Origin of the sequence: Archangium sp. (genome assembly GCF_036277355.1) — a bacterium.
Classification (GTDB): domain Bacteria; phylum Myxococcota; class Myxococcia; order Myxococcales; family Myxococcaceae; genus Archangium.
In genome coordinates this window covers 105,921-130,121 of sequence record NZ_DASUNC010000140.1, presented here as the reverse complement: position 1 = coordinate 130,121, position 24,201 = coordinate 105,921, and the positions used below count along the sequence as shown (strand labels likewise).

Here is a 24,201-nt window from a genome sequence, read left to right as displayed (position 1 = left end):
GGGTACGTCCAGACGTTAGCAGTCGTGCGCGCCCCCTCGGAAGCACGGCGCGTCCCACGCCGGGGACAGGCGCTCCCAACCCGCTCGCCACCGCCATTCCCTGGATTGAGCCTCCCCGTCCCCAGCGTGGGTGCCACGCTTCCCACCCGGGTGATGACCTGCGGGAGAAGGTATTGGCCCGCGAGGCGAGACCCGGGTCGCACGGCGCATGCATTCCTTGTGGGGGCATTCCCCAGGAGGTGTGCTGTGCTCGTCGGAAGAAACTTCAGCATCCGGCTCGCGACGGTGGAGGATGCCGCGTTCCTCGCGGACTGGTTCAGCAACCCGGAGAATCTGGGCAAGTTCTACAACGTCTGGCCCACGACCCGCATGCATTGGGAGCAGACGCTCTCGGAGCGCCCTGGCCCGCGTGAGCGGGGCGGTGTGTACCTGGCCATCCACCCGGAGTTCCCCACGCCCGTGGGGGTGGGGGGCTACTTCAATCCGTTCACGCTGTGGGAGCTCTTCCGGGGTGTCGAGCTCTGGGGGCAGATCCACCCCCAGTTCCGTGGGCGAGGGGTCGGGACACAGGCGGCCTGCTTGATGATCAACCATCTGTTCAACGCCCTGCCTCTGGAGCGCGTCCAGGCAACCATCGTCGTGGGCAATGAGCCCTCGTGCCGTGCGGCTGAGGCCATTGGGATGCGCAAGGAAGGCATCTACCGCAACGTCTCCTTCCTCCACGGGCGCTACATGGACATGTACCTGTACTCCATCATCCGCGCCGACTGGCAGAGCGAGGAGGTCTACCGCCAGGGCCGGCCGCCCTTCTGAGCGCCTCCGGCCGCGCGGGCTCACGGCGCCGCGGCGGAGTCAGGCAACAAGGTCCTGTCCAGGCGGATGTCCTCCTCGCCCCACGGGTGGAGCCGCGCCTCGGGTGGCCTGCCGCACGCGGGGCAGCCGGGATGCTTCAGCACGGGATGCAGGCTGCTCTCCTGGGAGAGGGCATCCATCACCAGGCTTCTGCCTACCAGCCGCGAGGTCTCGAGCCCCGTCAGGTGGAGCAGGACCTCGACAGCCAGCGCCCCGGCGAGCTGCCGCTGCAAGGGCCTGAAGCCGATGCGCCGGCCCATCAGCAGTCCCTGCTCGACCTGCTCCTCGTGCAGGCCGTGCTCCCGCCAGGTGCGCAGGTTGCTCTTCATGCGCAGGTCCATGCACTCGAAGCAGGCGGTGTCCGGGGTATGAAGCGGGCCGAGCCACCCCTCCGCCTCCAGCGTCAGCCGGACCTGGAGCCAACTCACCCCCAGCCGCAAGCACAGGCGATTCAGCTCCCGCATCTGCCGGGTGAAGTTGAACTCCCCATCCTGCACCCCGATGACGAGCTCCGCGCCCGGGACGATGTTCTGCAGCTGTCCGGGGTCGACGTGGCGGAGCCGGACCGGGAGCTCCAGCTTCAGCTCCGCCCACGCCTCCCGCGGTGAGACCAGGTCGATCGCCCCCACGGCGCACTCCGCCAGGGCCTCCACCACCTCCCGGGCGAGCTCCGAGTCCCCCACCACGACCAGGCGCATCCGGCGCAAGCGCTCCAGTACCCGGTAGGGCTGGGGGGTGCTGCGCGCCAGCAACGCGAGCAGGCTCCCGAACGCCGCCCGCTCCTGCGTGGACAGCTCCTGCTCCGGCCCCGCGTCCAGCAGCAGGTGGTGGCGCAGCAACAGGCGGAGCACTTCCTCCACCCGCTCCGCCTCGAGCGTCCCCTCGAGCGCCTCGCGGATCTCCGCGACGCTGCGGGTGCCATCCAACAGGGGCAACAGCCGCGTCATCAGCGTAGGCACCAGCGGGCCATGACACCGCAGCAGCTCCTTGCCCGTCATCATGAGGTAGCAGGTGTCCGCCCCATCCTGGACGACACTCACGGCCGGCGCCAGGCGCGGCCTCGAGCTCTCGAAGGAATCACTCATGGGCTGAAGGGCTTGGGATGGCATGGAAGGGACGCTCCTTGCGGTCACGGGCGGATGCCCGTCACGTTCCTGGAGGGTGATGCACGGATCACCATTTGTGAGCCCCACCCCGGCCGCGCGCCTCCTGCTCCCACGCTGAGGGGGAACCGCGCGGGCACGGACCCTCACAGAAAACGACCTTCTGCTCTCTCTGGATGGCTGATCCGGATTCCCCGGGAAGCCATCCGTAGACAAGGAGCAGCACATGAACAACCAGTACCCAGAAACCAGGTCGGCCACCGCACCGGAGTCCTCGCTCGCCTTCGAGTGGGTCTCCGAGTACGGCGGGGACGAGATGTACAGCCCGGCCGCGCCCTCCTGCAGCGGCGGCAACACCGGGGGCGGCGGCGGGGGCGGCTGCGGCGGCGGGGGCGGCTGCGGCTCCGGCAGCAGCAGCAGTGCCGCCAAGCGTGAGTCCCGCTAGCCCGTGCCGGCGTGTCTCATGAAACCAGAGGGTCCCTGCACCTCGAGCCGCAGGCGCCCTCTGGCCAGGAATCCGCCCAGGGCTCCCTGGCGGGCATCGCCCAGGCGGACGACCGGGCCGGTCACGGCCCATCACACCGGGCCCTCCTCCCACTCAGCCTGAGCGGGTGGTCGGCCGCGTCGGCCATCACCCGGCCCAACTGAAGGAGTCCCTCATGAGCAAGCCCCTATGCCTTCACGAGTCGATGCCCGCCCCCCCCTCGGATTCCCCACTCTCGCTCGAGTGGGTCTCGGAGTCCGCCAGGGATGAGACGATGCCCTCCGCTCCCGCCTGTGGGACCATCAATTGCGGCGGCGGTGGCTGCGGCGGTGGTGCCGGCTGCGGCATCGCGTGTTGTTGCAGTGCCGCCAACCGGGAGCAGAAGTAGGCGGCCCTTCCCCCTCCCCTCCTCAACCCCTCATCACCCGTGGGCTCCCGGACGGTCGAGCCGGGGGCCCCGGGCCTGAAAGAACCCATGAACCCACAGGCCCAGAAAACAAGCGCCCTCACGGAACTGCTCGGGAGGATGGAGTCGCTGCTCAGTCCCCGGGTCGGAATCGGGGGCGAGCTCACCCCGATGCCCCGGCATGCCGGAGAGCCCCTCGTCTACCTGTACAACGTCGAAACGGCGCTCCTGGGACCCCAGGGGATGCGCCCCAGCAGGCCCATCGCCGGCGGCGCGGGCTTCAGCCCCGAGGAGGCCGCGGTGTCCGCCCTGGGCGAGCTGGTGGAGGGATACTGCGCCGCCTATGTGGTGCCCGACCACATCGTCCGCGGCTCCTACCGGGAGCTCCGCCAGCACCATGAGATGCTCGAGCCCGAGCGCTTCGCGCTCTTCTCCGAGCGCCAATACGAGACGCCGGGCTTTCCCTATCCGAGGTTCTCGGAGGATGCCCCCTGCTCCTGGGTCTGGGGTTACTCGCTCGTCCGCCGCAAGCCGTTGCTGGTTCCCGCCTCCCGCGTCTACATGCCCTACACCCTCAAGGCGGACGAGCCGGACGTGGGCCCCACCATCTCGACCGGGTTGGCGACCGGCTCCTCGCTGGAAGGAGCCATCGTCTCCGGCCTCCAGGAATGCATGGAGCGGGATGCCTTCACCCTCTTCTGGATGAATTCGCTCCCGGTGCGCCGCATCCAGCTGCGCAACGCCTCCCGGAGCACGCGCGCCGGCCAGCTGTTCCATCAGCACCTCGAGGCACCGGGCTACGAGTACCGGGCCTATGACATCACCAGCGATCTCGGTGTGCCGACGACGTATTCGATGCTGGCCTGCCCGTCCGCCCGGGGCCCCCTCTACATCGTCGGAGGCGCGACGCGGCTGGACGGGGGCCAGGCCACGCTCAAGGCCCTGATGGAGACGGTCCAGACCCGGCCGTACGTGCTGTGGCTGATGGAGAGGGATCCACACTGGAGGCCCGCGGCCGACTTCTCCAATGTGGTCGACTTCCCCTTCTCCTGCCGGCTGTACACGGTCGCGGAGGAGCTGAGGCCGCACCTGCTCTCGGTGGAAGAGCGGGTGACGTCGGAGGTGTCCCTGGAGGAGCTTCCCCGCTGGGAGTCGCGGGACGCGGCCACGGACCTCGCCGAGCTCGTCCAGCGCTTCGAGCGCCGGGGTTACGAGGCAGTCGTCGTGGAGCTCACCACGCCGGACATCGCCGCGCTGGGGCTGAGGGTCGTCCGGGTGGTCACCCCGGAGCTCCAGCAGCTCCACGCCGATCACCGCTACCCCTTCCTGGGAGGCAAGCGGCTGTACGACGTCCCCGTCCGGCTCGGCTACCGGAGCGAGCCGGCGGACGAGACGCAGCTCAACCCCTATCCCCATCCCTACCCCTGAGGTATCCGACATGAGGCGCAGAACCCAACCCCTCCTCCAGCAACGCCAACAGGCCATGCGGCGCCGGGAGCCGCCCCTGAGCTCACTGTTCCATGAGAACTCCAAGTTCACGCCCCAGACCCGGCACGAGCTGGGCCGGCGGATCAGCCAGCTCCAGGACGAGGGGCTGCTGCGGCGGGTGGCCAGCTCCTACAAGAACCATCCCGGGTGTCCCCAGGTGGAGCTGCCCCGGGCGGCGTTGCAGTTGGAGCGCGGACTCCAGGAAGTCATCGTGGGCCGCCGGTCCACCCGGGAGTTCGATCCGGCCCAGTCCGTCACCCTCCAGGAGCTGGCCAACCTGCTGCAACTCTCGTACGGCATCACGGGCACCCTGAAGCTGGATGAAGGAGTGACGCAGTACCTGCGCGCCATTCCCAGCGCGGGAGCCCTCTATCCGCTCGAGCTCTACCTGGTGGTGCAGCGCGTGGAGGGACTGGCCCCGGGGCTCTACCACTACCGTGTCGCGCAACACGCCCTGGAGGCGCTCGAGGTGGCGGACCAGGCCGAGCGCATGCTGCGGATGGAGCGGGAGTGGGGAATGGGCTCGCCCTCCGCCTTCCACCTGGTGGTCAGCGGCGTCTTCGAGCGCACGATGTTCAAGTACCACGAGCGGGGCTACCGCTTCGTCCTCATGGAAGCGGGGATGCTGGGACAGAACCTCACGCTGCTAGCCGAGTGCCAGGGCATCCGCTCCTGCATGGCGGGAGGCTGGGGGGATGACGAGCTCAACCAGCTCCTCGGCCTGGATGGCAGCGCGGAGTCCACGCTGCTGACGCTCTGCTTCGGACGGGCGCCCCGGGGAGGGCCGTGATGCAGGAGCCGGTCCCGCCCGCCATCACCGTGAGGGGGCTCGTCAAACGCTTTGGCGCGACGCTGGCCGTGAACGGGCTCGAGCTGGACGTGGCCCGGGGCGAGTGCATGGGGCTGCTCGGCCCCAACGGAGCGGGCAAGAGCACCACGCTGGAGATCCTCGAGGGGCTCCAGACGCCCACCGAGGGAGAGGTGCACCTGCTTGGCCTGTGCTGGAAGAAGGACGCGAAGCAGCTGCGGGCGCGCATCGGCGTCGCCCAGCAACAGACGTGGCTCTACGACAGACTGACCGTGGAGGAGACGCTCGCGCTCTTCCACTCCTTCCACACCCACGGCCTCAGCGTGGAGGAGGCCATCGCCCGGGTGCGGCTCGAGGACAAGCGCGGGGACTACGTGATGCACCTGTCGGGCGGACAGCGGCAGCGGCTGTCCCTGGCGCTGGCGCTGGTGGGAGATCCAGACATCCTCTTCCTCGACGAGCCCACCACGGGACTGGACCCCCGCTCCCGCCGGACACTCTGGGAGTTGCTGGAGGAGCTGCGGGCCGGAGGACGCACGGTGGTGCTCTCCACCCACTACCTGGAAGAGGCGAGGAGGCTCTGTGACCGGGTGGTCATCCTGGACCGGGGGAGCATCGTGGCGCAGGGCAGGCCCTCCGAGCTGATTGCCTCGCTGGAAGGAGGGCACCCGCCGGCCGTCTCCCGAGAGGTGACGCTGGAGGACGTCTACCTGGCGTTCACCGGCCACGGCCCGCTGGAGGACACGTGCCCATGAAGCACCGGCATCCGCTCTGGCACCTCTTGCTCTTCCGGGTGCGCGCCCTGGTGCGTGAGCCCACCGCGCTCTTCTGGACCTTCGCCTTCCCGCTGCTCACCGCGCTCATTCTCGGGCTCGCCTTCCGCGCGCGGGGGCTGCCGGAGCTCACCGTCGCCGTCGTGGAGGGACCGCAAGCGGAGGTATTCGCCGCACGGCTCGAGGCCTCCGCGGACCTGCGGGCCATGCGCCTGCCCCGGGCCGAGGCATTCGACGCGCTGAGGAAAGGCCAGGCGGCGCTGGTGTTGGTGCCCGGCGAGCCCCCGGACATCTTCGTCGACTCCCTGCAGCCGGATGGGCGCACGGCGCGCCTGGCGGTGAGGGACGTACTCGGGCAGATGCACGGCGGTCCGGAGCGGCCCGAGGTGAGGGAGCACCCCGTGCGGGCCTCGGGACACCGCTATATCGACTTCTTCATTCCGGGGATGCTCGGCTACTCGCTCATGTCCTCGGGGCTCTGGAGCGTGGGCATGGCCATCGTGGGCATGCGGACCGGGAAGCTGCTCCGGCGGCTGTCGGCCACGCCCATGCGGCACGGCCACTTCCTGCTCTCCTTTGTGCTCTGGCGCTGCGTACAGGCGGTGGTGGAGATCCTCTTCGTCCTGGCCTTCTCGTGGCTCGTCTTCGACGTGCGGGTGTCCGGGAGCCTGGTGGCCTTCATCGTCTTCGGATTGATGGGCTCGCTCTGCTTCGGAGGGTTGGCGCTGCTGGTGGCCAGCCGCGCGCGAAACCCGCAGATGGCCAACGGCCTGACCAACCTCATCCTCCTGCCGATGACCATCCTCTGCGGCGTCTTCTTCCCGGTGGACCGCTTTCCCGCCTGGCTGCGAGGAGTGGCGCGGGTGCTCCCCCTCACCGCGCTCAATGATGGCCTGCGCGGCATCCTGCTGGATGGCACCCCCCTGGTGCTGCTGTGGAGACAGTTGCTGGTGCTGAGCCTCTGGTGCGCCGTCTCCTTCGCCGTATCGCTGCGCATCTTCCGCTGGACCTGAGTCCCAGCGGGACGCCCGACCCGGCGTCCGAGCCGCTCCGTCACAAGGAGAAGGCCTCCCAACCGGCGGGCCACTGCACGCGCTCGTAGGTGAAGCGGTGCGTGTCCTCCGCGGGCCAGGGCGCGTCCACCGGCTCCACCAGCAGATCGAAGACACCGTGGTCGAAGGGCCGGCCCGGTCCCGGGGTGCCCGGAACGATGCGCTCGCGCAGACCGCGCCCGGCCAGCTCCAGCGAGCGGTAATGACAGAACGGGTTGTTGCCCCGCTTGTCGAAGAGCACGTGCGCCTGCTGGCTGCACCCGCCCCGGCACGCCGCGGCGTACTTGCAGCTCCCGCAGTACCCCCACATGTGCGCCGTCCCCTTCTCCGTGCCGGCGTCCACGTTGAAGGTCAACTCGCGCGACTCGAGGATATCGGCCAGCGGCTGCTGGCGGATGTTGCCGCCCACGTACTCGGATGGCAGCGTGGGGCAGCCCTTGATGCCGCCATCGGCATGAATGCCGAGCACCGACAGGCCCGCATTGCAGCCCGCCCACAGCTTGCCCACGTTCGCGAAGAGCAGGTCGTCGTACGGGCCGAAGTAACCGATGTCATTGGCGGGCGTCAGCGCCACGAGGGACTCCTCGCGGGCCCGCAGCGCGATGCGCGCGAGCATCCGGTAGAAGTCCGGCAGCTCCGCCGGCTGCAGCAGCATCCACGCGTTGTCCGAGCCATTGCCCATGGCCGAGGTGAGCTGCACCTGCCACGCGCGGATGCCGGCGTCCCTCAGCCGCTCGTAGAGCGCGGGCAGCTCGGGGGCGGACAGGCGGTTGATCTGCGTGTTGGCGCTGAAGGGCAGGCCCACCTCGCGGAAGTGGCCCAGCGTCTGGAAGCAGAAGAAGAAGGAGCGGGGCTTGCCGCGAATGCGGTCGTGCGTGGCCTCGAGGCCGTCCACCGACACGGAGACGTGGGCGATGCCCGCGTCCTTCATCTTGCGCGCCGTGTCGCGTGACAGGCCATAGCCGCCCGTCGTCATCGTGCAGCGCATGCCGGCGTCCGTGATGGCCCTGGCGATCTCGAGCCAGTCCGGACGGAGGAAGGCTTCTCCCCCCTCGATGGTGACTTCCTGGATGCCCACCTCGGCGAGCTGGCGGACCAGGTCGAGCGCCTCCTGGGGGGAGAGCTCGTCGTTGCGCTTGTCCCCCGCCCGGGAGCCGCAGTGTCCACAGGCGAGGTTGCACTTCAGGGTGAGCTCCCACACGGCATACGCCGTGCGGGGCTGGACGGCCGGAGGTGGCATGGGCGGGGGCGCGCGAACGGGAGAGGGAGACTAGCTCTCCAGGGAGAGCTCGACCGGCGGGGGCGGGAGGCCGTACCGGGCGCTCCCACCGCGCACGCCCTCGAGGGTGCTCTCGTCCAGCTCGACGACCTCGCGGGCCTTCTCCTGCTGGCGCTCGATGACCTTGCTGCGGGGGAACTTCTTCTCGACCTTCGTCGTCATGGCAGTCCCTTCCGACCGGGTAGTGGGCCTTCCAGGGTGAATGAAGGCCACACGCTCTGTCAACCCGCGAACCCCGGAAACCCGCGCCTACCAGAGGGCGCGGAAGAGGGGCACGGGGTGGGGCTTGCCCTTGAGGCGCACGGGGGGCAGCTCCTCGAAGCCGGACTCGTGGCCGGCCAGCAGCTCCACGGTGCGCTCGCCGACGAGGATTTCCCCCGGCCCCGCGAGGGCGCACAGCCGCGCGGCCACGTTCACCGAGTCGCCGATGCAGGTGTACTCGGTGCGCATGGCGCCGCCGATGTTGCCGGCCACGGCCATGCCCGAGTTGATGCCGATGCCCAGCTCGAGCGTGAGGGGACGGCCCTGGCGGGTGGTGGCCCACTCGGCCTCGGCGCGCTGGCGCAGCTCGACCATGAAGGCCATCATCATCTTCGCGGACTGCAGGGCGCGCAGCGCGTCGTCCTCGCGGAACACGGGCGCGCCGAAGACGGCCATGAGCCCGTCCCCGAGGAACTTGTCCAGCGTCCCGCCGCAGGTGAGCACCGCGTCGGACAGCCCGCCCAGCACCTGGTTGAGCACACCGACGGTCTGCTCGGGAGGCAGACTGTCCGCGAGCCCGGTGAAGTTGCGGATGTCCGCGAAGAGGATGGTGACCTCGCGCTTCTCGCCGGTGAGCACCACCGAGTCGGGGCTCTTGAGGATCTCCTCGACGACGGCGTCGGAGGTGTAGCGGGCGAAGAGCTTGCGCATCCGCTCCGTCTCGCCGGTGCGGCGCATGACGCTCTCGATGCGCGCGGCGAGCTCGTCCATGGAGGCGGACTTGTTGACGTAGTCATCCGCGCCCGCGCGCAGGCCCTTCACGCGCTCGGCGTCGTTGTCGTTGGCGGTGAGGATGATGACGGGCATGGCCCGGCTGGGGCCTTCCTTGAGGCGGCGGCACAGCTCCATGCCGTCGATGCCGGGCATGTCCAAATCGCTCAGGACGATGGCCGGCTGCACCTTGCCCACCTGCTCGAGGGCCTCGTAGGGGTCCTGGAAGCAGATGACCTCGTAGCCGAGCGACACGAGCCCGTCCTGCACGAAGGCGCAGGCCAGGGGGCTGTCGTCGACGACCATGACGCGGTGGTGGCCGCCCTCCTGGGACGGCTGGGCGCGGGCGGGAGGCTCCTGGCGGCCGGAGACGCGGTTCTGCAGGCCGAGCCCCTCGTAGAGCTGCTTGTAGGAGCAGTACCCCTGCTCGACGACGATTTCGCCCAGCTTGCGGCCGGTGCGGCGCTGGAGGGCGAGCGCCTCGTCGAGCTGGGAGACGGTGAGGTACTTGAGGCCCACGAGCAGCTCGCCCAGGGGAGGCTGCACGGGGGTGAAACCCTGGGGGGCGTTGTGCAGGCCGAGCGCCTCACCCAGGGCGTCTTGAATCTGCTCGCGGGTGACGTAGCCCAGGGAGATGAGGGCCTCGCCGAGCCGCTGGCCGTTGAGCGACTGGAGGGCGAGCGCCTCTTCGATCTGATTGGGCGTGACGATGCCGAGCTTGAGCAGGAGCTCGCCGAAGAGAGGGCTGTCAGCGCGAACCGCGGAGCGGTTGCTGCCATCGGCACGGGTCAAACGGGCATCCACCTTCGAAAAAAGTGAGTCGGGGTCCAGCGTACCCCAGGCTTCGGGGGCGAGACACATCGGAGCCAGACTCCCCCGGTGGGCCCTCTGGCAGGCAGAAGTTTTCCTGATTTCAAGGGTTTGTACCCGTGGATGCCCCCTCGCCCCCTGGGAGAGGGCTGGGGTGAGGGTATCCGTCCCCCGGGTTCCCCACCCGAGACCCTACCCACGAGCCCCACTACTCCCGGGGCAGGCTCAAGGTATCTACCCCATTCACGACGTTACGGCGTCCCGTAGGTGCCAGCGGAAGGCTCGTAGACATCAGCCCTGCCCGCGAGCACGAAGCGGAGCAGTTTGCCAGTCGCATCCAGAGAAACAGCCACGGCGTTGCGGGCATCAGCCTCGCCCCCAGTGGGCACCTGGGACATCGCATTGTTGGCGAAGCCTCCTGTGGTCACTTGAGGGTCTGCTCCACGACGCATCCGCGATGTCCCAAAGACAGGACGGGGATGAGTGGATGCCCTTCGCCACCGGGGTTCCGAGGTAATGGCCACCACACTGTCCCTGGAGAGCCGGGTAATCTGCTTCGGGCGAGGTGGCTGACGTCCCTTCGCATGAAGAAAAGGCGTCACGATGGCCAGCGTGGGTTGTAGCCGTGTCCACAGCGCATCGTGGTGAGCACCCAGCGAGGCATGGTGCGCGGCCTTGATGACCTGGACGGGCCCAGGGATGTCGTCACACACCTCCTCCCAGCCCTGGAACGAGCCCTTGCGGCAGAGAAGGTCACCCGCGAGCAACACCCGGGCCTGACCCCATTCAATCAGCAGCGCTCCACTTGCGGCATTCGGATCGAAGTGGCCAGGCTTCCTTCCCCGTTTCAGGCCTTTGAGCACACCCAACAGGGTGATCTGCGCCGTATCCAGGTCTCTCGACGCCGGTCCGCAACCCAGGATGCGGATCGGATGACCCTCCATCACTCCTTCCATGAGTTGCATCCGGTGCTGGAGCTGAAGGAACTTCGCACCGTGCTCCTGAGTGGCCAACCGCATCTCGGCCATGATGCGAGCAAGTCCCTCGACGTCATCAGGTTCGGGCGTGAGGCGACGGTCCTTCTGGGTATGCTTCAGGAACTGGAGCCAGGACCTGACATACCTGTCTCCAACATCGGGGGTCCGCCATACCCGTTCGACCCGGCCCCGGAAGGCTTCGAGCAGTCGCCCCAGGCCTCGATAGTGGTCCTCGTGGGGATGAGTCATGCAGACGAACCCAAGACGCAGGGGCTGCCCCTGACGGCCGGGCTCCCGAGACAACTCCTCCAGGAACTCCCGGACGGGGTCCAGCACCGTGGGCTCGCGGCAACCGTCGACCACGCCCACCGTGCCATCGGGGAGCACCACGACAATAGCCTCGCCGTGGCCGGGCCCGAAGACCACCACGCTCAGCGACTGGGGAGCGAGGTGACTGGGGAGGATGCGCTCTGGAATGGGCTGCGGCGGCTTGGGGACGCGCGTTCCGTCAGGGATCATCCTCACTCCGCTCCGGCTCCTCCGCCTCCAGGGAGGCCAGGAATGAGTCCAGTTCCTCCTGAGCCGCCTCGGACAGCCGGAGCGGCTCCACCTCGACCTTGCGCCGCTGCCGCCGAGCGCCCCTGCCGGGCAGCTCGACCCAGGTCCAGATACGCAGCAGGCTGCCTGGAACGGGCGGCTCTCCCTTGAAGTCGACCCTGACCAACAGCGAGGCCAGCGACTCGCGGCCACTCGGGTACTCCCAGACGAGCGCCAGGACCTCGCGCTCGTCCACCTCCTTGACCCGGCCCAGGTAGAAGGCGACCCGGCTCGGGGCCGACCGCGCGTCCGCGAGCCGCTCCCAATGGATCGGGCGTTCCAATCCGACCGCGAATCGCATGGGACGAATGTCCAGCCGCGTCCCCAGCCCGAGCGGCCGCAAGGGCCTGGGTTGGTGACGCAAAGGCCGGTGCCTGAACCGGCTGATGAATTCCGAGCACTCCACCGGCCTACACTCCTCCCAGGAAGTCCAGCGCATCCGGGGGCAGGTCCTTCAGCTCCCGGGAACGGAAGAGTTGGAGCGCCACGTCCTCCCTCACGGTCACCGCATCGAGCAGGATACCCGCCGCGTTCTCCCTCTCGAGAATGTCCTCGAGCATCCCGCGGATCTGCAGCTCATCTCCCGGGGGGATGCGGTTGACGAGGAAGCGGATTCGCGGCCGCTCCTCCGGGAGGACGAGCGACAGCCAGCGATTGGCGGCGCGGATGTCCTGATGGTCCATGCTGCCCACCACGAACGCCGTCCACTCCACGGGCGCCGCCTCCAAGCGCTCGGGCATCCCGCCCTGCTCCGCCAGGTGTTGCTTGTGCGGCTTGGACAGCCGCAGCGCCAGGCTCAGCACCGAGCGGGACAAGCCCGGGATGGTGGGAGGCGTATCCATCACGACGACGGACTCCCCCTGCTCGGGTACCAGCGCATCCAGCAGATACTCCAGCCGGTTCTCCAGGAAGCCCGAGTGGTTCTCATCGAAGACCACGGGAAGGATGCGCTCCAGGTCCGAGGGCAGGGCACTGCTGGGGATGACGCGCAGCGCCTGCTCGGGCGCGTCCTGCATGCGCCAGAGCACCGAGGCGACGGGCATCTCCCGCTGCTCGTCCCAGTCAGGGGTCGCGAAGAGCAGGAAGTCGTTGAGGAAGGGCACGCCACGGGCCTCGAAGGCCCCGGAGGATTCCGGGTCGCGCGCAATCTGCTGGCGGGCGAGGAGCTCCCGGTCATCCATCCGCTCACGGGTAGCCTCGCGGGAGTGGAAACCGGCGGGCGGCTCCAGCAGTCGCAGGGCGGAAGTGTTTCCCGGCCATGCGGGCGCCTCCAGCGGAAGCACGTCGGCGAGGCTGGTGCCGGTGAGGTCCATGTCCACCAGGGTCACCTGACGGTCTCCCCGCCGCGCCAGCCCGAGCGCCGTGAGCACGGAGAGGGTGGACTTGCCCACTCCCCCCTTCACCGAATGGAACGAGTAACACCGCAGACGTCCGCTCACTTCTCCCCCCCTCAGGAATCCAGCGACGAAGAAAGACCCAGCTTGCGCAGCTCGCGCTGCAGTTGCGAGCTGTGGCGGAAGGGAGGAACAGCAGCCGCGGCCACCACGCGCGGAAGGTAGCCAGACAGCTCCGGCCGGGAAGTCGCCGAGGCCTGTTTCAGCGCGAGCTGCGCGGCCCCCAGCCGCTCCTCCACCTTGAGACGCTCATCGCCCATCATCTCCAACAACCCCTCCATGGCGTCGCGCCACGTCCCGAGGTGCCCCCCCGCCTCGGCCGCCTTGGCGAGTGCTTCGAGCGCGCGATAGCGCCACACGGGCTCGGCCTCACGCGCCAGCGGAAGCAACCGCTGCGCGTCTTCGGGGGCGAGTTGCTCCAGCAATCCCACCGCCATCAAGGCAAGGGCCCCTCTCGAGCCCAGGCGTCCTCCCGTGGCCTGCACGACGCGCCGCCAGACCGCCGCCACTTCGGAACGGGCCGCCGAGTCGAGTCGCGAGCCCTCGGAATGAACGGCGAAGGCCACCCACGCATGGCGCTCCGGCTCCCGCTCGAAGAGGTCCAGACTTTCCCGCCGCACCTCGGGCGGCGCCTGCTCCAACCACGCGAGCCGGTGGTGGGTCATCAACCAGCGCGCCACCAGGGGAGGCGCCACATGGTGGGCACTCCAACCCAGCCCATTCTCCACCACCTCGAGGGTCTGCGGGCGTGCGCCACTTGGCGAGGCCCCCTGCTGGAAGCACCGGAGGCGTTGCTCGGCTCGCTGCTCGCCCGGGTTGAGTGTACGCAAGGCCAGCCGGCGCAAAGCCTGCACCAATGGCAGAGGGGTAGGAAGCAACTGGGGTTGGCGTGGCACCTCCTCGGGCCAGTAGTGCCGTACCACCCCCGCGACGAGTGCCAACTCCTCGAGCCGCAGCCCCTCGTCCCCCTCCCCGAAGCACTCGGGCTCGAGCACGTCCCGGCGGTTCGCCGCCGCCACGGACACCGGAGGCAACAACGCGTTCAGACGGGCGGCGATCGCCTCCTCGTCCATACCGAAGAAGGGGCTGCGGAAGGTACAGGACTGAATCCATCGAGCCAGGCTCCAGCAGCGCGCCACGTCCTGCTCGTCCCGGCGAAACACGAGGCGCGAGGCCTGGAGGAGACACGCGGTCTCGAAACGGGCCGCCGAGCGAAGCGGCAGGTGACGGGACCCGTCCTGGGGATCGGGAAAGCCGATGATGATGGAGGGCAGCAGGTCCACGCGCAGGTCGCGGCGGAGCCCATTGAGCTCGTAGGAGGGATTGGCGGCGGCCCTGTCCAGCAGCCAGGCGAGCGCGGCGCCCCGGAGGAAGACGGGGTCTCCCCGGCGGCCCTCGAGGATTTGCAGGACAGTGCCGACGTCGTCGGTCGCGGGCTTCCACCTGTCGAGCGCGAGGCCCGGAACCGCCGCGTGCAGTTCGTACCAGGAGCCCTCGCCCGGCTCGGAAGGGGCCTGGACGGGGAGTGGGCCCGCGGCCTCGAGCAGCCGCTGGGGGGAGAAGTCACAGGCGCCGATATCGCGTCTGGCGGGGACATGCCGCAGGACGGAGAAGTCCTGAACGAGCCGGCGGCCGGGACTGGAGAGCCAGGCCAGCGCCAGGGCCCGGAGGTCCGGGGTGTCGGCGCCGAGCTGCCGCCAGAGGCCCAGGTCCACGGCCCAGAGATCGGGGAACTCCTGGCGAAGCGACGGGGCGGACACGGGGGCCGCGAGGGCCTCGGCGAAGGCGGGACGGGCCCGGGCCTCGTCGCTGCCCCGCGCGCCCTCGATGAGGTAGCCCACCCGGAGGTTCGGTCCTGAAACCGGGGAGCCGGAGGCGGGGAGTGACTGCTGACGAAGGGCGGCGATGAGTCGGCGCAGCTCCTCGCCGGACCCACGGGCATCATCAGGGTCGAGTGGTGGGGCGCCCGAGAGCGGCAGAGACTGGAGGTCCCCCAACAGGGACTCCCAATCAGCCGCCTCGCCTGAGCGACGTGCGAGCTCAAGGGCGCGGCGTTCGAGGCCATCGAGGGCGTCGGTGGGCTCCTGGGGGGAGGTCATGGAGTCCCGCTTCGGGGAATGCTTCGAGTGCTATAAGGCCGTGCTCCCGAAGTACTCGGGCGGAGCGGGGCGCAAGATACCCATGAGCCGCCTCGGAGGAAAGGAAACGCACGTGGCGACGGACACGGAGAATCTGCTGGCTGAACGCTTCAGGGAGATCCGCCAGGAGTGGGACCTGAGAACGGGAGAAGCCGACACCACGGCTCAGAATCAGGCGCTCGCCCCACTACATGCCTGGCTCCGTACAGGTGTCGACGCGCCCGAGGTGGTCATCCGGGCGGTGCAGGTGCTGATGGCCGATCCCGAGCGGCCTGGCATCCACAGGCGCAAAGCCATCAACTTCGTCTTCAGGCAGATCTCCAGGTTCTGGCAGAGCGCGGGCCTCGGTGCGCAGGACGTCCTCATCTTGAAGGGGATGCTCCTGGCCTGTTGGACGGACAATCTGGTTGGTGGGCATTTCGCATTGACGCCACTGCTCGAATCGGCTTGGTCCGCGATTGAAGGCAGGCTCAGCAGAGAGAAGTACCTTGAGCAATGGCGCCACCAACAGGCTTCGCCTCCAACAGCCACTTCCTTGAACGGTCCCGAGGATACGGCCTCCGCAACGCAGCAACAGGAATGGGCCCTACTGCCCATTGCCGTACCCGACAGCGCTCAGACAATCACCCGCATACAAGAATCCGACGAGGACCGCACAGACACACTCGCCAAGCACTCTGCGTCACTTTTCAATGTGCACCAAGAGACCCTTACCAGGATCGCCAATCACCTGAATGAAGTCAGCCATATCCTCGGCGGGCTTGATGTTCGCGTATCAGCTATCTCCGACTTCACTGGTGAGACGTTAAACAAAATCATTTCATCTCGAACTGCTCAAGCCGACTTGCTGTGGTGGGGGCAAGCCCGATACTCCAGCACCAGGCGCCAACCCTACCGGCGCATCTCCGACGCATCCGAGCGGCTATGGTGGATGGCCTGGGAGAGTTCGAAACTCGCCATGGGCCTGGAGGTGGAGCCAGCGGCCAGCTTCCTCATCGAGAACCTGTACCAACTCGGCAACCAGACCGTTGACCAGAAGCGGCCCCTGAAGGAGTGGCTGTCCGATCTCATCGGTACACTCCGGCGGGTTCGCGAGAACGAGCAACACGCCGCGGCCACCTCCATGAGCGTGCCCCTGGAGAAGCTCGCGACAGAAGACCCGCTGGGCCTCCCCGTGACCTGGGCGCGCATCCAGGCCGCCCAACCCAGGCACGACCCGAGCGCCATCGAGGAGCGTCTCCGCGACAAGGTCGCCGTCGATCCGGATACCCTCATCGACCTCGGGGACTGGGCCGCCTGGATCTTCCGCGAATCCCTGCTGGACCGTCACCTCGGAGCGCGGTGATGGCGCTGCCCCCTGCCCTTCAGCCCCCGCGTTGCAACAACCCGGACTGCACCCTGCCCGAAGGCGGCCGGTGCGCCCGGCTCGCCGAGTTCCCCAATCCGCTCGCCGACTGCCCCGACCTCGCCCGGACCACCACGGCCCCCGAGCCCCCTCGCGAGACGGCCTCGCTCAGCGCCCCCTGGTCCGGGCGTCACCTCGATTCCGTCGAGGTCGAGCGCCTGTTGTCGCGCACTCCGGCCCGGCTCATCGCGGTGCTCGGACCCTACAATGCGGGCAAGACGTGCCTGCTCACCTCTTTCTTCCTCCAGCTCGCCAATGGCCAGCGGGCTTCCTTCCCCTACCGCTTCGCCTCCAGCCTCACCCTGCACAGCTTCCGCGAGCTGATGGAACGGGCCAGCCAATGGACCGGAGAGTCCGCGGAGGACATCGTCCAGCACACCACCGTCGGCGCGGACGTCCTGCGCCCCAGCAGCTTCCTGCACGTCGGGCTGCGCCCCCAGGACTTCCGGGACGAACGCCACATCGACCTGCTGCTCACCGATATTCCAGGCGAGTGGGTCAAGGACTGGACCGGGCGGGTGGATGACGTCTCCGGCAGGCGCATGGCCTTCATCCAGCGCTGTGATGCCTTCGTCGTCCTCGCGGATGCCAGCGCGCTGATGGGAGCGGCTGGAGGCCGCACGGACAACGAGACCTCCCTGCTAGTGCGCCGCATCCAGGAGATGACCCGGGACATGCGGCCGCGTCCGCCGCTGGCGCTCGTGCTCAGCAAGTTCGATCGGGTCATCCACTCCGTCCTGCCGCCCGCTCCGGAGAAGCGGACCGAACGGACCGGGTGGGGTGAGCTTTCCAACCGCCTGCGCCGCACCTGGCTCGCCCTGGAGGACGCGCGGCGCGAGCAGATGCCCTTCTCCATCTTCCCCGTCAGCGCCTTCCCCCACCGCATGGCCCAGGGCCAGCCCGTGGGCGTCATGGACCCCTTCACCTACGCCATGGAGCACGCCGACCGCCGCGCCCACAGGAAGCCCCTGCACACGCTCCCGCCCGAGGAGGCCCGGGGCTTCGCCACCCTGCGGCGCTGGAGGGACGAGCCATGAGCGACCAACACCGCATCGCCCTGCTCGGCGGTCCATCCACGGGCAAGTCCACCTACCTGGGCGCGCTCGTCGATGCGCTCCAGATGGAGAAGCTCCAGCACCTGCGGCTGGCCGGTCTGGGAGATGACGCCGTCGGCCTTCAACGGCTCGCAGATCCACTCCTCGGCGGCCACTACCCGCAGCGCACCAAGGTCACCGAGCGGCTCTCTCTAGACGCCCCGCTGCACACGGCGGGCACCTACTTCGACCCCCTCTCCTTCACCCTGCGCGCCGGGGACTACGCGGGCGAGGAGGTGGAGCGTCTCTTCCGGGATCGCATCCACGGCTGGTCCGAGGAGTGGAAGGCGCGCGCCTTCTCCAGTGGCTTCCTGCTGCTGGTACGCCCGGATACGCTCACGCGCCTGCCGCGTCCCCAGCCCACGTCCGAGCAGGATGAACGGGAGCGCTGGCGGCTGCTGCGCCATGAACCCGTGGCCGAGCCCTCCTCAGTCCGCTCCGGCCCCGCGCCGGTGGCCCCCACCAACGCCGCCGCCTACTTCGGTCCGCTCCCCGTCGAGGAAGTGCCCCCCACGCCGCGCGCCGCCCCATCGGACCCCGTCAGCGTGCCCACCGCCCTGTCCCTCATCGAGCTGCTCCAGTTCATCCGGCACGTGCGCGGACTCGCCCCCGGCGAGCGGCCCAGGGCGGCCCAGGAGCGCTTCCGCATCGCCCTGGTGCTCACCGCCTGGGACACCGTCGATTCCTCCTGGCGGCAGGCCGGTCCCGCCGCGTACCTGGCCCATCACCTCCCGCTGCTCGAGGACTACCTCTGGAGCAACTTCCTCCAGGAGGATGTCTTCCGCTTCGGCCTGTCGGCCACGGGCGGAGACCTGAATGATGCCTCCTACAGCCAGCGTTACCTGGAGGACCCCTCCGGCTTCGTGGAATGGTGGGAGGCAGCGCACGGCCCGCACCGGAGCGCGGATATCGGCATGCCCCTCTATTGGCTCCTCTTCGGCGACCGGGCGCTCGGCGCCCCCTGACGTCCCATGCCGCTGCTCGCCCAGACGCTCCATGGCTATGCGCAAGGCCACCGCCTGCTTGCCTCCGGCGGAGACCTGAACGAGCGCGAGCTCGCACTGCTCGAGCGCCTGAGTGACCTGTCCGGCTACCTGCCCACGGGCGCACGCTTCGAGAGCTATCTCACCGGCTTTCCCTGTGGCGAGCGGTACTACGCTCTCGCCTGCACCTGGCCCGACGTCGCGGCCACCCGCTCGGGCACGGTGCTCACGCATACCGTGCTGCTTTCCAACAACGAGGCCCGCGGACTCGAGGACCTCGGAGGACTCGCGGCGTTGCACCGACGGCCCCGAAGCGCCGAGGATCGGGAGCCGTACCGCGAGCCCCTACCCATGCCCGCGTTTGCGCCCGGCGCGGCGCAGCCGCCGACGCCGGGCGAGGCCCTCGCGGCGGTGGTGCTGCTCTTCGGCACCGAGGAGCGCCCCATCCTCTGGGTGGACGAGCGCCAGCCCGACGCCGTCGTCCGCTTCCTCTGGAGCGTGCTGCGCGCGGAACAGCGGGAGCGCTTCTCCTTCTGCACCTTCGCCCTGCAGCCGCGAACCCTGGAGGGCCAACCCTTCACCTTCCTCGGCATTCCACCGGCGGCACGCGGCTCCTTCCTGGAGAAGGCCAACAGTGAAGCGTGGTGGGACTCGGGGCGGCTACTCCATCCCAGGCTGGCCGGCCTGACGCAGAAGGAATGGGCGGCGCAATTCGCCCGAGAGGGCGCCACGCTCGCTCGGCGGCTGGAGACCTTCTGCCATGAGCAAGGCCTGCGCCCTCCCGCGCTCAAGGACATGCCCACGCTCCTGCGCTTCATGGAGTTGGAGCCCGCCGCCCACGAGCGGCTCGCGGCGGCCCGGTCCCGGGCAGATCTCTTCGAGCGCCTGTGGCCCGGGCTCGAGCCCACCCATCCCGCCGCCGCCCCCATCCTCCGGGGATTGCTGGAGCGGCAGGCGGACGCCACCACCGAGCCCCGCCCTCTCTGGGAGCTGACCGATTTCATCTCCAGACCCCTCGTCCGCGGACGGCTGGAGACCGATACGGGCTTCGCTGCCCAGGTGGAGCGAGTGCTCGTCCGCGAGCTGGCACGACGCTTCGAACTGACTCCCGAGCGGACGGCCGAGGAATTGCCGCAACTGCTCGCGGCCTCTGGAGCACGATGGAGTGACTCGCTGCTCGCCATCGTCCAACGCGTGCTGACCCGCGTGACCGATGCGGCCTCTCGTCTGGCCCCTCCGCTCCTGCTCAAGGCCGCGGATACGCCCTGGCCGGAGCTGATGGAAACAGCCCTGGTCTGCCTCTCTCCCCTCCAGCGCCAGCAGGCACTCGCCGAGGCCGTAAAGCGCACGGGCGTCCCTGCTCGTGAGGCACTTCTGGGGCTCGCGCAGGAGGTGGCGGGCCGCATCGACGACCCCGGTCTGCTCCTGGCCGTTGGCGGGCATCGCGGGCGTGTGCTGGACGCCCTGCACGCCATCACCCGGAGGATGTTGTCGAAGGGGGACGTCCAATCCCTCCATACACGGTTGGAGCCCGTGCTCTCACAGGTGGATGACGCCACGCGCCTGGAATGGGCCCTCGCGAGCGGGGAGCCCTCTCATCTCGCCTGGTTCGCGGCGGAGATTGGCGCACAAGCGGTACGCGCGCTGGAAACCGGCCTGGACGCGCTGGTGCGCAAGTGCAGCGGCCCCCCCAATGGAGCGCGCCTGTTGCTCCTCTATGCAGAAAAGCTGCAACGCGTGGAGCCACTCACCCAGGAGCTTCGCCAAAGGCCCGTCCTGGCACGAGCGCTCGTCGTTCTCGCACTCCAGGAGGAAGGACCTCGAATCGAGCACCTCACGCGTGTGGCCTCTGAGTCCATTCCCCCGGAGCAACTGCTCGCACCGGAGCTTCGTCAGGCCCTGCTCGACACACGCGACCAGTGGCGTGTCCGGAACCTGATGGGACGACTGGGCCCGCAGTGGCTCCGCGCCCTCTGCGAAGGCTCCCACCCTCCCGCCGAGCTGGCCTCCTGGCTCGACATCCCCATGTTGCGCCAATGGTTGCGCCAGAGCATGCGCAGCCAGCTCCTCTCCTCCACGAGCACCTCTGAGGAACATCACCTCATCCCGAGACTGGCGGCCACCCTGCGCGCCTGGCTGGACTCACCCGAGGCGTACGACCGGGACTGGATTCCCGGACTGCTGGAGTACCTGGTGTGGAACGCCTCGGCCCGGGAGTTGGACCCGGCCTGTGAGAATCTGGCACACGTCCTGCGCCAGCTCCCCCCACGGTGCCTGGACGACCACCTGGCCAGCAAACTCCTGGCCCTCGTGGAGCGCACCCGCCCCTCCTCGGGCTGGCACATCGTCGAGCTCGTCTTCTCCCGCATTCACGCCCGGCTGCTCGAAGACGAGAAGTCCCTGCTTGGCGCATTGGCCTCCCTCCTCACCGGCAAGGACTGGGACAGGGCCAAGCAGTTGCGGCAATGGCTCGTCGATACCTACGTCTCCCTCCACTGGCCTCCCGAGAGCTTCCTGCGCAGCCTGAGGGGCGACCCCCCCCTCTTCTTCAGACTGGCGCATCGGGCCGCACGCACGCCCGCGGGCATGGACTTCCTGCGCCGCCTCCCCTCCGCGCTCGACGCCGCGCCCGAGCTGGCCTCGCGCTGGCGCCGCCCCATCGAGGAAGTACTCGCCAACCCGCACCGCCCGATCGACTTCGAGTGAGCCGTCCTACTCCCGGGGCAGCTCCACGGTGAACGTGGACCCCTCCCCGGGAGCGCTGCGCACCAGGATGTGACCCCCGTGGGATTCAACAATCTCCCGTGAAATCCACAACCCGAGCCCCAGCCCGTTGAACTGCTGGCCATTCACGGCGCGCTCGAAGCGCTCGAAGATGCGGGCCTGGTCCTCGGGAGCGATGCCAATCCCGTTGTCCTTCACCACCAGCCGGGCCCGTCCATCCATCCCCGGCTCCACGCGCACCTCCACGGGCTGGCCGCGCCCGTACTTGGCCGCGTTGGACAGCAGGTTGCCCACCACCTGCTCCAGGCGCACCCGGTCCCAGCGGCCGGGCACGGCGGCATCGGCCTGCAGCTTCACCTCGCTGCCGGTGCGGGCGAGCGCCTCGGACATACGCCCCACCGTGTCGCGCGTGAGCGCCGCCAGGTCCACCTCCTCGCGCTCCAGCTTCAGCCGGCCCGCGGTGATGCGGCCCGCGTCCAGCAGCTCGTCGATGAGGGCGCCCAGCCGCTCGCTGGTGCGCTCGGCCTTCTCCACGCGCTGGGCGAGTCCCGGCGTGGTGGCCACCTCGCGCGCGGTGCGCGCCAGCATTTGAATCTGCAGCCGCAGCGCGCTCAGGGGCGTCTTCAGCTCGTGCCCCGCCACCGAGAGGAAGTCATCGCGCAGGCGCACCGCCTCGGTGGCCGCGCCGTAGAGCCGGGCGTCCTCGATGGCCAGGGCCGCGCGCTCGCCGAGGCTCTGCAGCAGCATCTGGTCCTCCTCGCCATACGGACGGCCGCCGGCCACGTCCCGCACCACGCCGAGGCTGCCGAACACGCGCCCCTTCACCGTGAGCGGCACCACCAGCAGGCTCTGCGGGCCGTAGCGGTCCAGGTAGGGCAGGTACTCGGGCAGTCCACCCGAGGCGCGCGCCTCCTCCACGTCGATGTCCGGCAGCAGCACCGCGCGCCCGTTGGACACGGCGCCACCGTGAAGGCCCTCGCCCAGCTTCTGCCGCCGCGCGTGCACGGTGCCCGCCAGCAGCCAGCGCGCCTCCGGGTCCGGGTGGTGGATGGTGACGGGCTCCAGGAAGGCCCCGTCCTCGGCCATGAGCTGCAGCACGCAGCCATCCCCCAGCACCTCGGACACCTTGCGGGCAATCACATCCAACACCGCGGGCAGGTCCAGGCCGGCTTCCGCCAACAACTTGTCCACCTCCACGAGGCTGCGCAGGCGCGCGGCGTTGCGGCGGGACTCGGCCTCGGCGGAGCGGGCCTTGCGCAACAGCCGTGCGTTGTCGATGGCCATGCCCGTGCGCGCCGCGAGGTCCTCGGCCAGCGAGCGGTCCGCGTCGGTGAAGGGCGAGTGCTCGGGCCCGCGCACGAAGGACATGGCGCCCAGGGTGCGCTGGCGCGCCACCAGCGGAACGATGAGGCACGAGCCGCCCCCGGCGGGCCCCTCTCCGGGACGCGCCTCCGCCCTGCGCGTGAAGGGAGGCACCAGCCCGGTGAAGAGCTGCGAGCGCCCGGTGCGCACCACCTCGGTGATGGCCGAGGGCCGGGACCGCTCCGGAGAGTAGCTCTCAATCTTGTCATGCATCAACGAGCGCTCCGGGCGCACGTGCTGCACGGTGAGCCGCCGCAGGGCGCCGTGGTCGTCGAGGAAGTCCACCGCGCACCAGTCGGAGAAGCCGCCCACGGCGAGCCGTGCCACGCTGGCCACCGTCGACTCCCACTCCAGGGAGCCGGACAGCAGCACGCCCGCGTCGGCGAGCAACTGCAGCCGTTGCCCGGCGGCCTCGGCCTGGAGACGGGCCGCGCGCTCGTTCTCGTAGAGGCGGGCGCGCTCCATGGCCTGGGCGCACTGGCGGGCCAGTCCCAGCATGAGGGTGCGCTGCAGCTCGGTGAAGCGGCGCGCCTGGGCGAAGCCGAAGGCCAGCAGCCCCAGGTTGCGCTGCTCCACGAGCAGCGGCAGGAAGGCGAAGGCCTGGCAGGGCTGGTGCGCCATGTACACCGAGAAGACGGGGTAGCGGGCCCGCGCCTCCTCCGGGGACTCCAGCCACACCGGCACGCCCCGCGCCGCCGCGTCGTAGCCGGGCATCCCGGACATCTCCCGGGGCAGCGTGCGCACCAGGGCGAGCTCCTTCTCCGCCGTGCCCACCGCGGCCACCAGCTCCACCGAGCACCCATCCGCCGAGGCCTGGTGCACCGTGCCGCCCAGCGCGCCCACGGCGGGCACGCCCAGCTCCAGCACGGCCCGGCCCACGTCCTCGCGGGTGAGGGCGCGGCCGAAGGCCTCCGTCACCGCCTGGAAGCTGGTGAGGCGCAGCAGCTCGGCCTGCTCGGCCTCGGCGCGGGCCTGCAGCGCGGAGGTGCGCGCGGACTCCACCCACCGCCCGCGCTCGATGGCCAGCCCCGCCAGCTGCGCGTAGAGGGTGAAGCGCCGCATCTCCTCCGGGGAGAAGCCCCGCGGCTCCGGCGAGGGCCCCAGCAGCACGCCCACGCCGCCGCCGCCCGCGGCCCGCACCGGCAGGGCCAGCAGCGACGCCGCGCCCAGCCCGTCCATCACCCCGGCGAGCCCCGGCGCCAGTCCCCGCTCCGTCTGGTGGAACAACCAGGGCACGGGCTCCGGAGGCGGCGTGTCCAGCAGGCGGCGTCCGCACGCGGCCAGCGCCTCGGGGCACACGCCGGGGGTGGCCTGCGTCAGCAGCCGTCCGTCCACGTCCTGCCAGACGATGGCGGCCCGCTCCAGCCCCACTGAGGACGCGGCGCAGCGCACCACCTCCTGCAGCACGGCCAGGGCCGACGGCGCCGAGGCGAGCTGCTCCAGCGCGCGTGACATGCGCTCCACCGCCGCGACGAAATTGCTTCCGGGCACCTGCATGCC

20 protein-coding genes are annotated in these 24,201 nt (G+C 69.6%); 11 read left to right on the top strand and 9 right to left on the bottom strand.

What is annotated here, in order from left to right; genetic code table 11:
• The first annotated feature begins 246 nt into the window (after positions 1-246).
• Positions 247-813 carry a GNAT family protein gene (locus VFZ09_RS34070; protein WP_329731906.1) on the top strand — a complete coding sequence of 189 codons (567 nt, stop codon included), beginning with the start codon at positions 247-249 and terminating at the stop codon, positions 811-813.
• Between the two features lie 20 nt (positions 814-833).
• Here the strand turns inward: VFZ09_RS34070 and VFZ09_RS34065 are convergent, their stop codons facing one another.
• Positions 834-1,961, bottom strand: a complete 1,128-nt coding sequence (locus tag VFZ09_RS34065) for a TOMM precursor leader peptide-binding protein (protein ID WP_329731905.1) — start codon at positions 1,959-1,961, stop codon at positions 834-836.
• A 220-nt stretch (positions 1,962-2,181) separates the two neighbouring features.
• Between VFZ09_RS34065 and VFZ09_RS34060 the strand changes: the two genes are divergently transcribed.
• The 6 genes from VFZ09_RS34060 (at position 2,182) to VFZ09_RS34035 (ending at position 6,927) form a co-directional block, all read left to right on the top strand.
• Positions 2,182-2,400: a hypothetical protein gene (locus VFZ09_RS34060; protein WP_329731904.1), complete on the top strand. Its 219-nt coding sequence runs from the start codon at positions 2,182-2,184 to the stop codon at positions 2,398-2,400.
• Positions 2,401-2,614: 214 nt separating this feature from the next.
• Complete coding sequence (locus VFZ09_RS34055; RefSeq protein ID WP_329731903.1) at positions 2,615-2,827, top strand: hypothetical protein; 213 nt, start codon at positions 2,615-2,617, stop codon at positions 2,825-2,827.
• 87 nt (positions 2,828-2,914) lie between these two features.
• Positions 2,915-4,273: a YcaO-like family protein gene (locus tag VFZ09_RS34050; RefSeq protein WP_329731902.1), complete on the top strand. Its 1,359-nt coding sequence runs from the start codon at positions 2,915-2,917 to the stop codon at positions 4,271-4,273.
• A gap of 10 nt (positions 4,274-4,283) precedes the next feature.
• Positions 4,284-5,123 carry a SagB/ThcOx family dehydrogenase gene (locus VFZ09_RS34045; RefSeq protein ID WP_329731901.1) on the top strand — a complete coding sequence of 280 codons (840 nt, stop codon included), beginning with the start codon at positions 4,284-4,286 and terminating at the stop codon, positions 5,121-5,123.
• The gene (locus tag VFZ09_RS34040) at positions 5,123-5,896 is read left to right on the top strand and encodes an ABC transporter ATP-binding protein (RefSeq protein ID WP_329731900.1); all 774 of its coding nucleotides are present in this window, start codon (positions 5,123-5,125) and stop codon (positions 5,894-5,896) included. Before VFZ09_RS34045 ends, VFZ09_RS34040 begins: the two co-directional genes overlap by 1 nt.
• Positions 5,893-6,927, top strand: coding sequence for an ABC transporter permease (locus tag VFZ09_RS34035; RefSeq protein WP_329731899.1), 1,035 nt, complete (start codon positions 5,893-5,895; stop codon positions 6,925-6,927). The genes VFZ09_RS34040 and VFZ09_RS34035 overlap by 4 nt, the downstream gene beginning before the upstream one ends.
• Before the next feature lie 40 nt (positions 6,928-6,967).
• Here the strand turns inward: VFZ09_RS34035 and VFZ09_RS34030 are convergent, their stop codons facing one another.
• From VFZ09_RS34030 to VFZ09_RS34000, 7 genes are all read right to left on the bottom strand, one after another.
• Entirely contained in the window at positions 6,968-8,206 is a 1,239-nt protein-coding gene (locus VFZ09_RS34030; protein WP_329731898.1) for a radical SAM/SPASM domain-containing protein, read from the bottom strand.
• A 30-nt stretch (positions 8,207-8,236) separates the two neighbouring features.
• Positions 8,237-8,407 (bottom strand): hypothetical protein, encoded by a 171-nt coding sequence (locus VFZ09_RS34025; protein ID WP_329731897.1) that lies wholly within the window; start codon positions 8,405-8,407, stop codon positions 8,237-8,239.
• A gap of 87 nt (positions 8,408-8,494) precedes the next feature.
• Positions 8,495-10,009 carry an adenylate/guanylate cyclase domain-containing protein gene (locus VFZ09_RS34020; RefSeq protein WP_329731896.1) on the bottom strand — a complete coding sequence of 505 codons (1,515 nt, stop codon included), beginning with the start codon at positions 10,007-10,009 and terminating at the stop codon, positions 8,495-8,497.
• Positions 10,010-10,278: 269 nt separating this feature from the next.
• The gene (locus VFZ09_RS34015) at positions 10,279-11,523 is read right to left on the bottom strand and encodes an MBL fold metallo-hydrolase (protein ID WP_329731895.1); all 1,245 of its coding nucleotides are present in this window, start codon (positions 11,521-11,523) and stop codon (positions 10,279-10,281) included.
• A complete protein-coding gene (locus VFZ09_RS34010; RefSeq protein WP_329731894.1) occupies positions 11,513-11,902 on the bottom strand; it encodes a hypothetical protein in 390 nt (129 codons plus the stop codon). The genes VFZ09_RS34015 and VFZ09_RS34010 overlap by 11 nt, the downstream gene beginning before the upstream one ends.
• A gap of 109 nt (positions 11,903-12,011) precedes the next feature.
• On the bottom strand, positions 12,012-13,004 hold the full coding sequence (locus tag VFZ09_RS34005; RefSeq protein ID WP_329731922.1) for a P-loop NTPase: 993 nt from the start codon (positions 13,002-13,004) through the stop codon (positions 12,012-12,014).
• A 47-nt stretch (positions 13,005-13,051) separates the two neighbouring features.
• A complete protein-coding gene (locus VFZ09_RS34000) occupies positions 13,052-15,094 on the bottom strand; it encodes a hypothetical protein (protein ID WP_329731893.1) in 2,043 nt (680 codons plus the stop codon).
• Positions 15,095-15,206: 112 nt separating this feature from the next.
• On the opposite strand from VFZ09_RS34000, the gene VFZ09_RS33995 reads away from it, so the two are divergent.
• Genes VFZ09_RS33995 through VFZ09_RS33980 form a run of 4 tightly spaced genes read left to right on the top strand, consistent with a single transcriptional unit; the run spans position 15,207 to position 21,321 of the window.
• Positions 15,207-16,478 (top strand): GTPase-associated system all-helical protein GASH, encoded by a 1,272-nt coding sequence (locus tag VFZ09_RS33995; protein WP_329731892.1) that lies wholly within the window; start codon positions 15,207-15,209, stop codon positions 16,476-16,478.
• Positions 16,478-17,575 (top strand): TRAFAC clade GTPase domain-containing protein, encoded by a 1,098-nt coding sequence (locus VFZ09_RS33990; protein ID WP_329731891.1) that lies wholly within the window; start codon positions 16,478-16,480, stop codon positions 17,573-17,575. Before VFZ09_RS33995 ends, VFZ09_RS33990 begins: the two co-directional genes overlap by 1 nt.
• Entirely contained in the window at positions 17,572-18,597 is a 1,026-nt protein-coding gene (locus VFZ09_RS33985; RefSeq protein ID WP_329731890.1) for a hypothetical protein, read from the top strand. Before VFZ09_RS33990 ends, VFZ09_RS33985 begins: the two co-directional genes overlap by 4 nt.
• Before the next feature lie 6 nt (positions 18,598-18,603).
• Positions 18,604-21,321, top strand: a complete 2,718-nt coding sequence (locus VFZ09_RS33980) for a hypothetical protein (RefSeq protein WP_329731889.1) — start codon at positions 18,604-18,606, stop codon at positions 21,319-21,321.
• Between the two features lie 6 nt (positions 21,322-21,327).
• Here VFZ09_RS33980 and VFZ09_RS33975 read toward each other — a convergent pair whose 3' ends face one another.
• Positions 21,328-24,198 carry a GAF domain-containing sensor histidine kinase gene (locus VFZ09_RS33975; RefSeq protein WP_329731888.1) on the bottom strand — a complete coding sequence of 957 codons (2,871 nt, stop codon included), beginning with the start codon at positions 24,196-24,198 and terminating at the stop codon, positions 21,328-21,330.
• Positions 24,199-24,201: the final 3 nt, after the last annotated feature.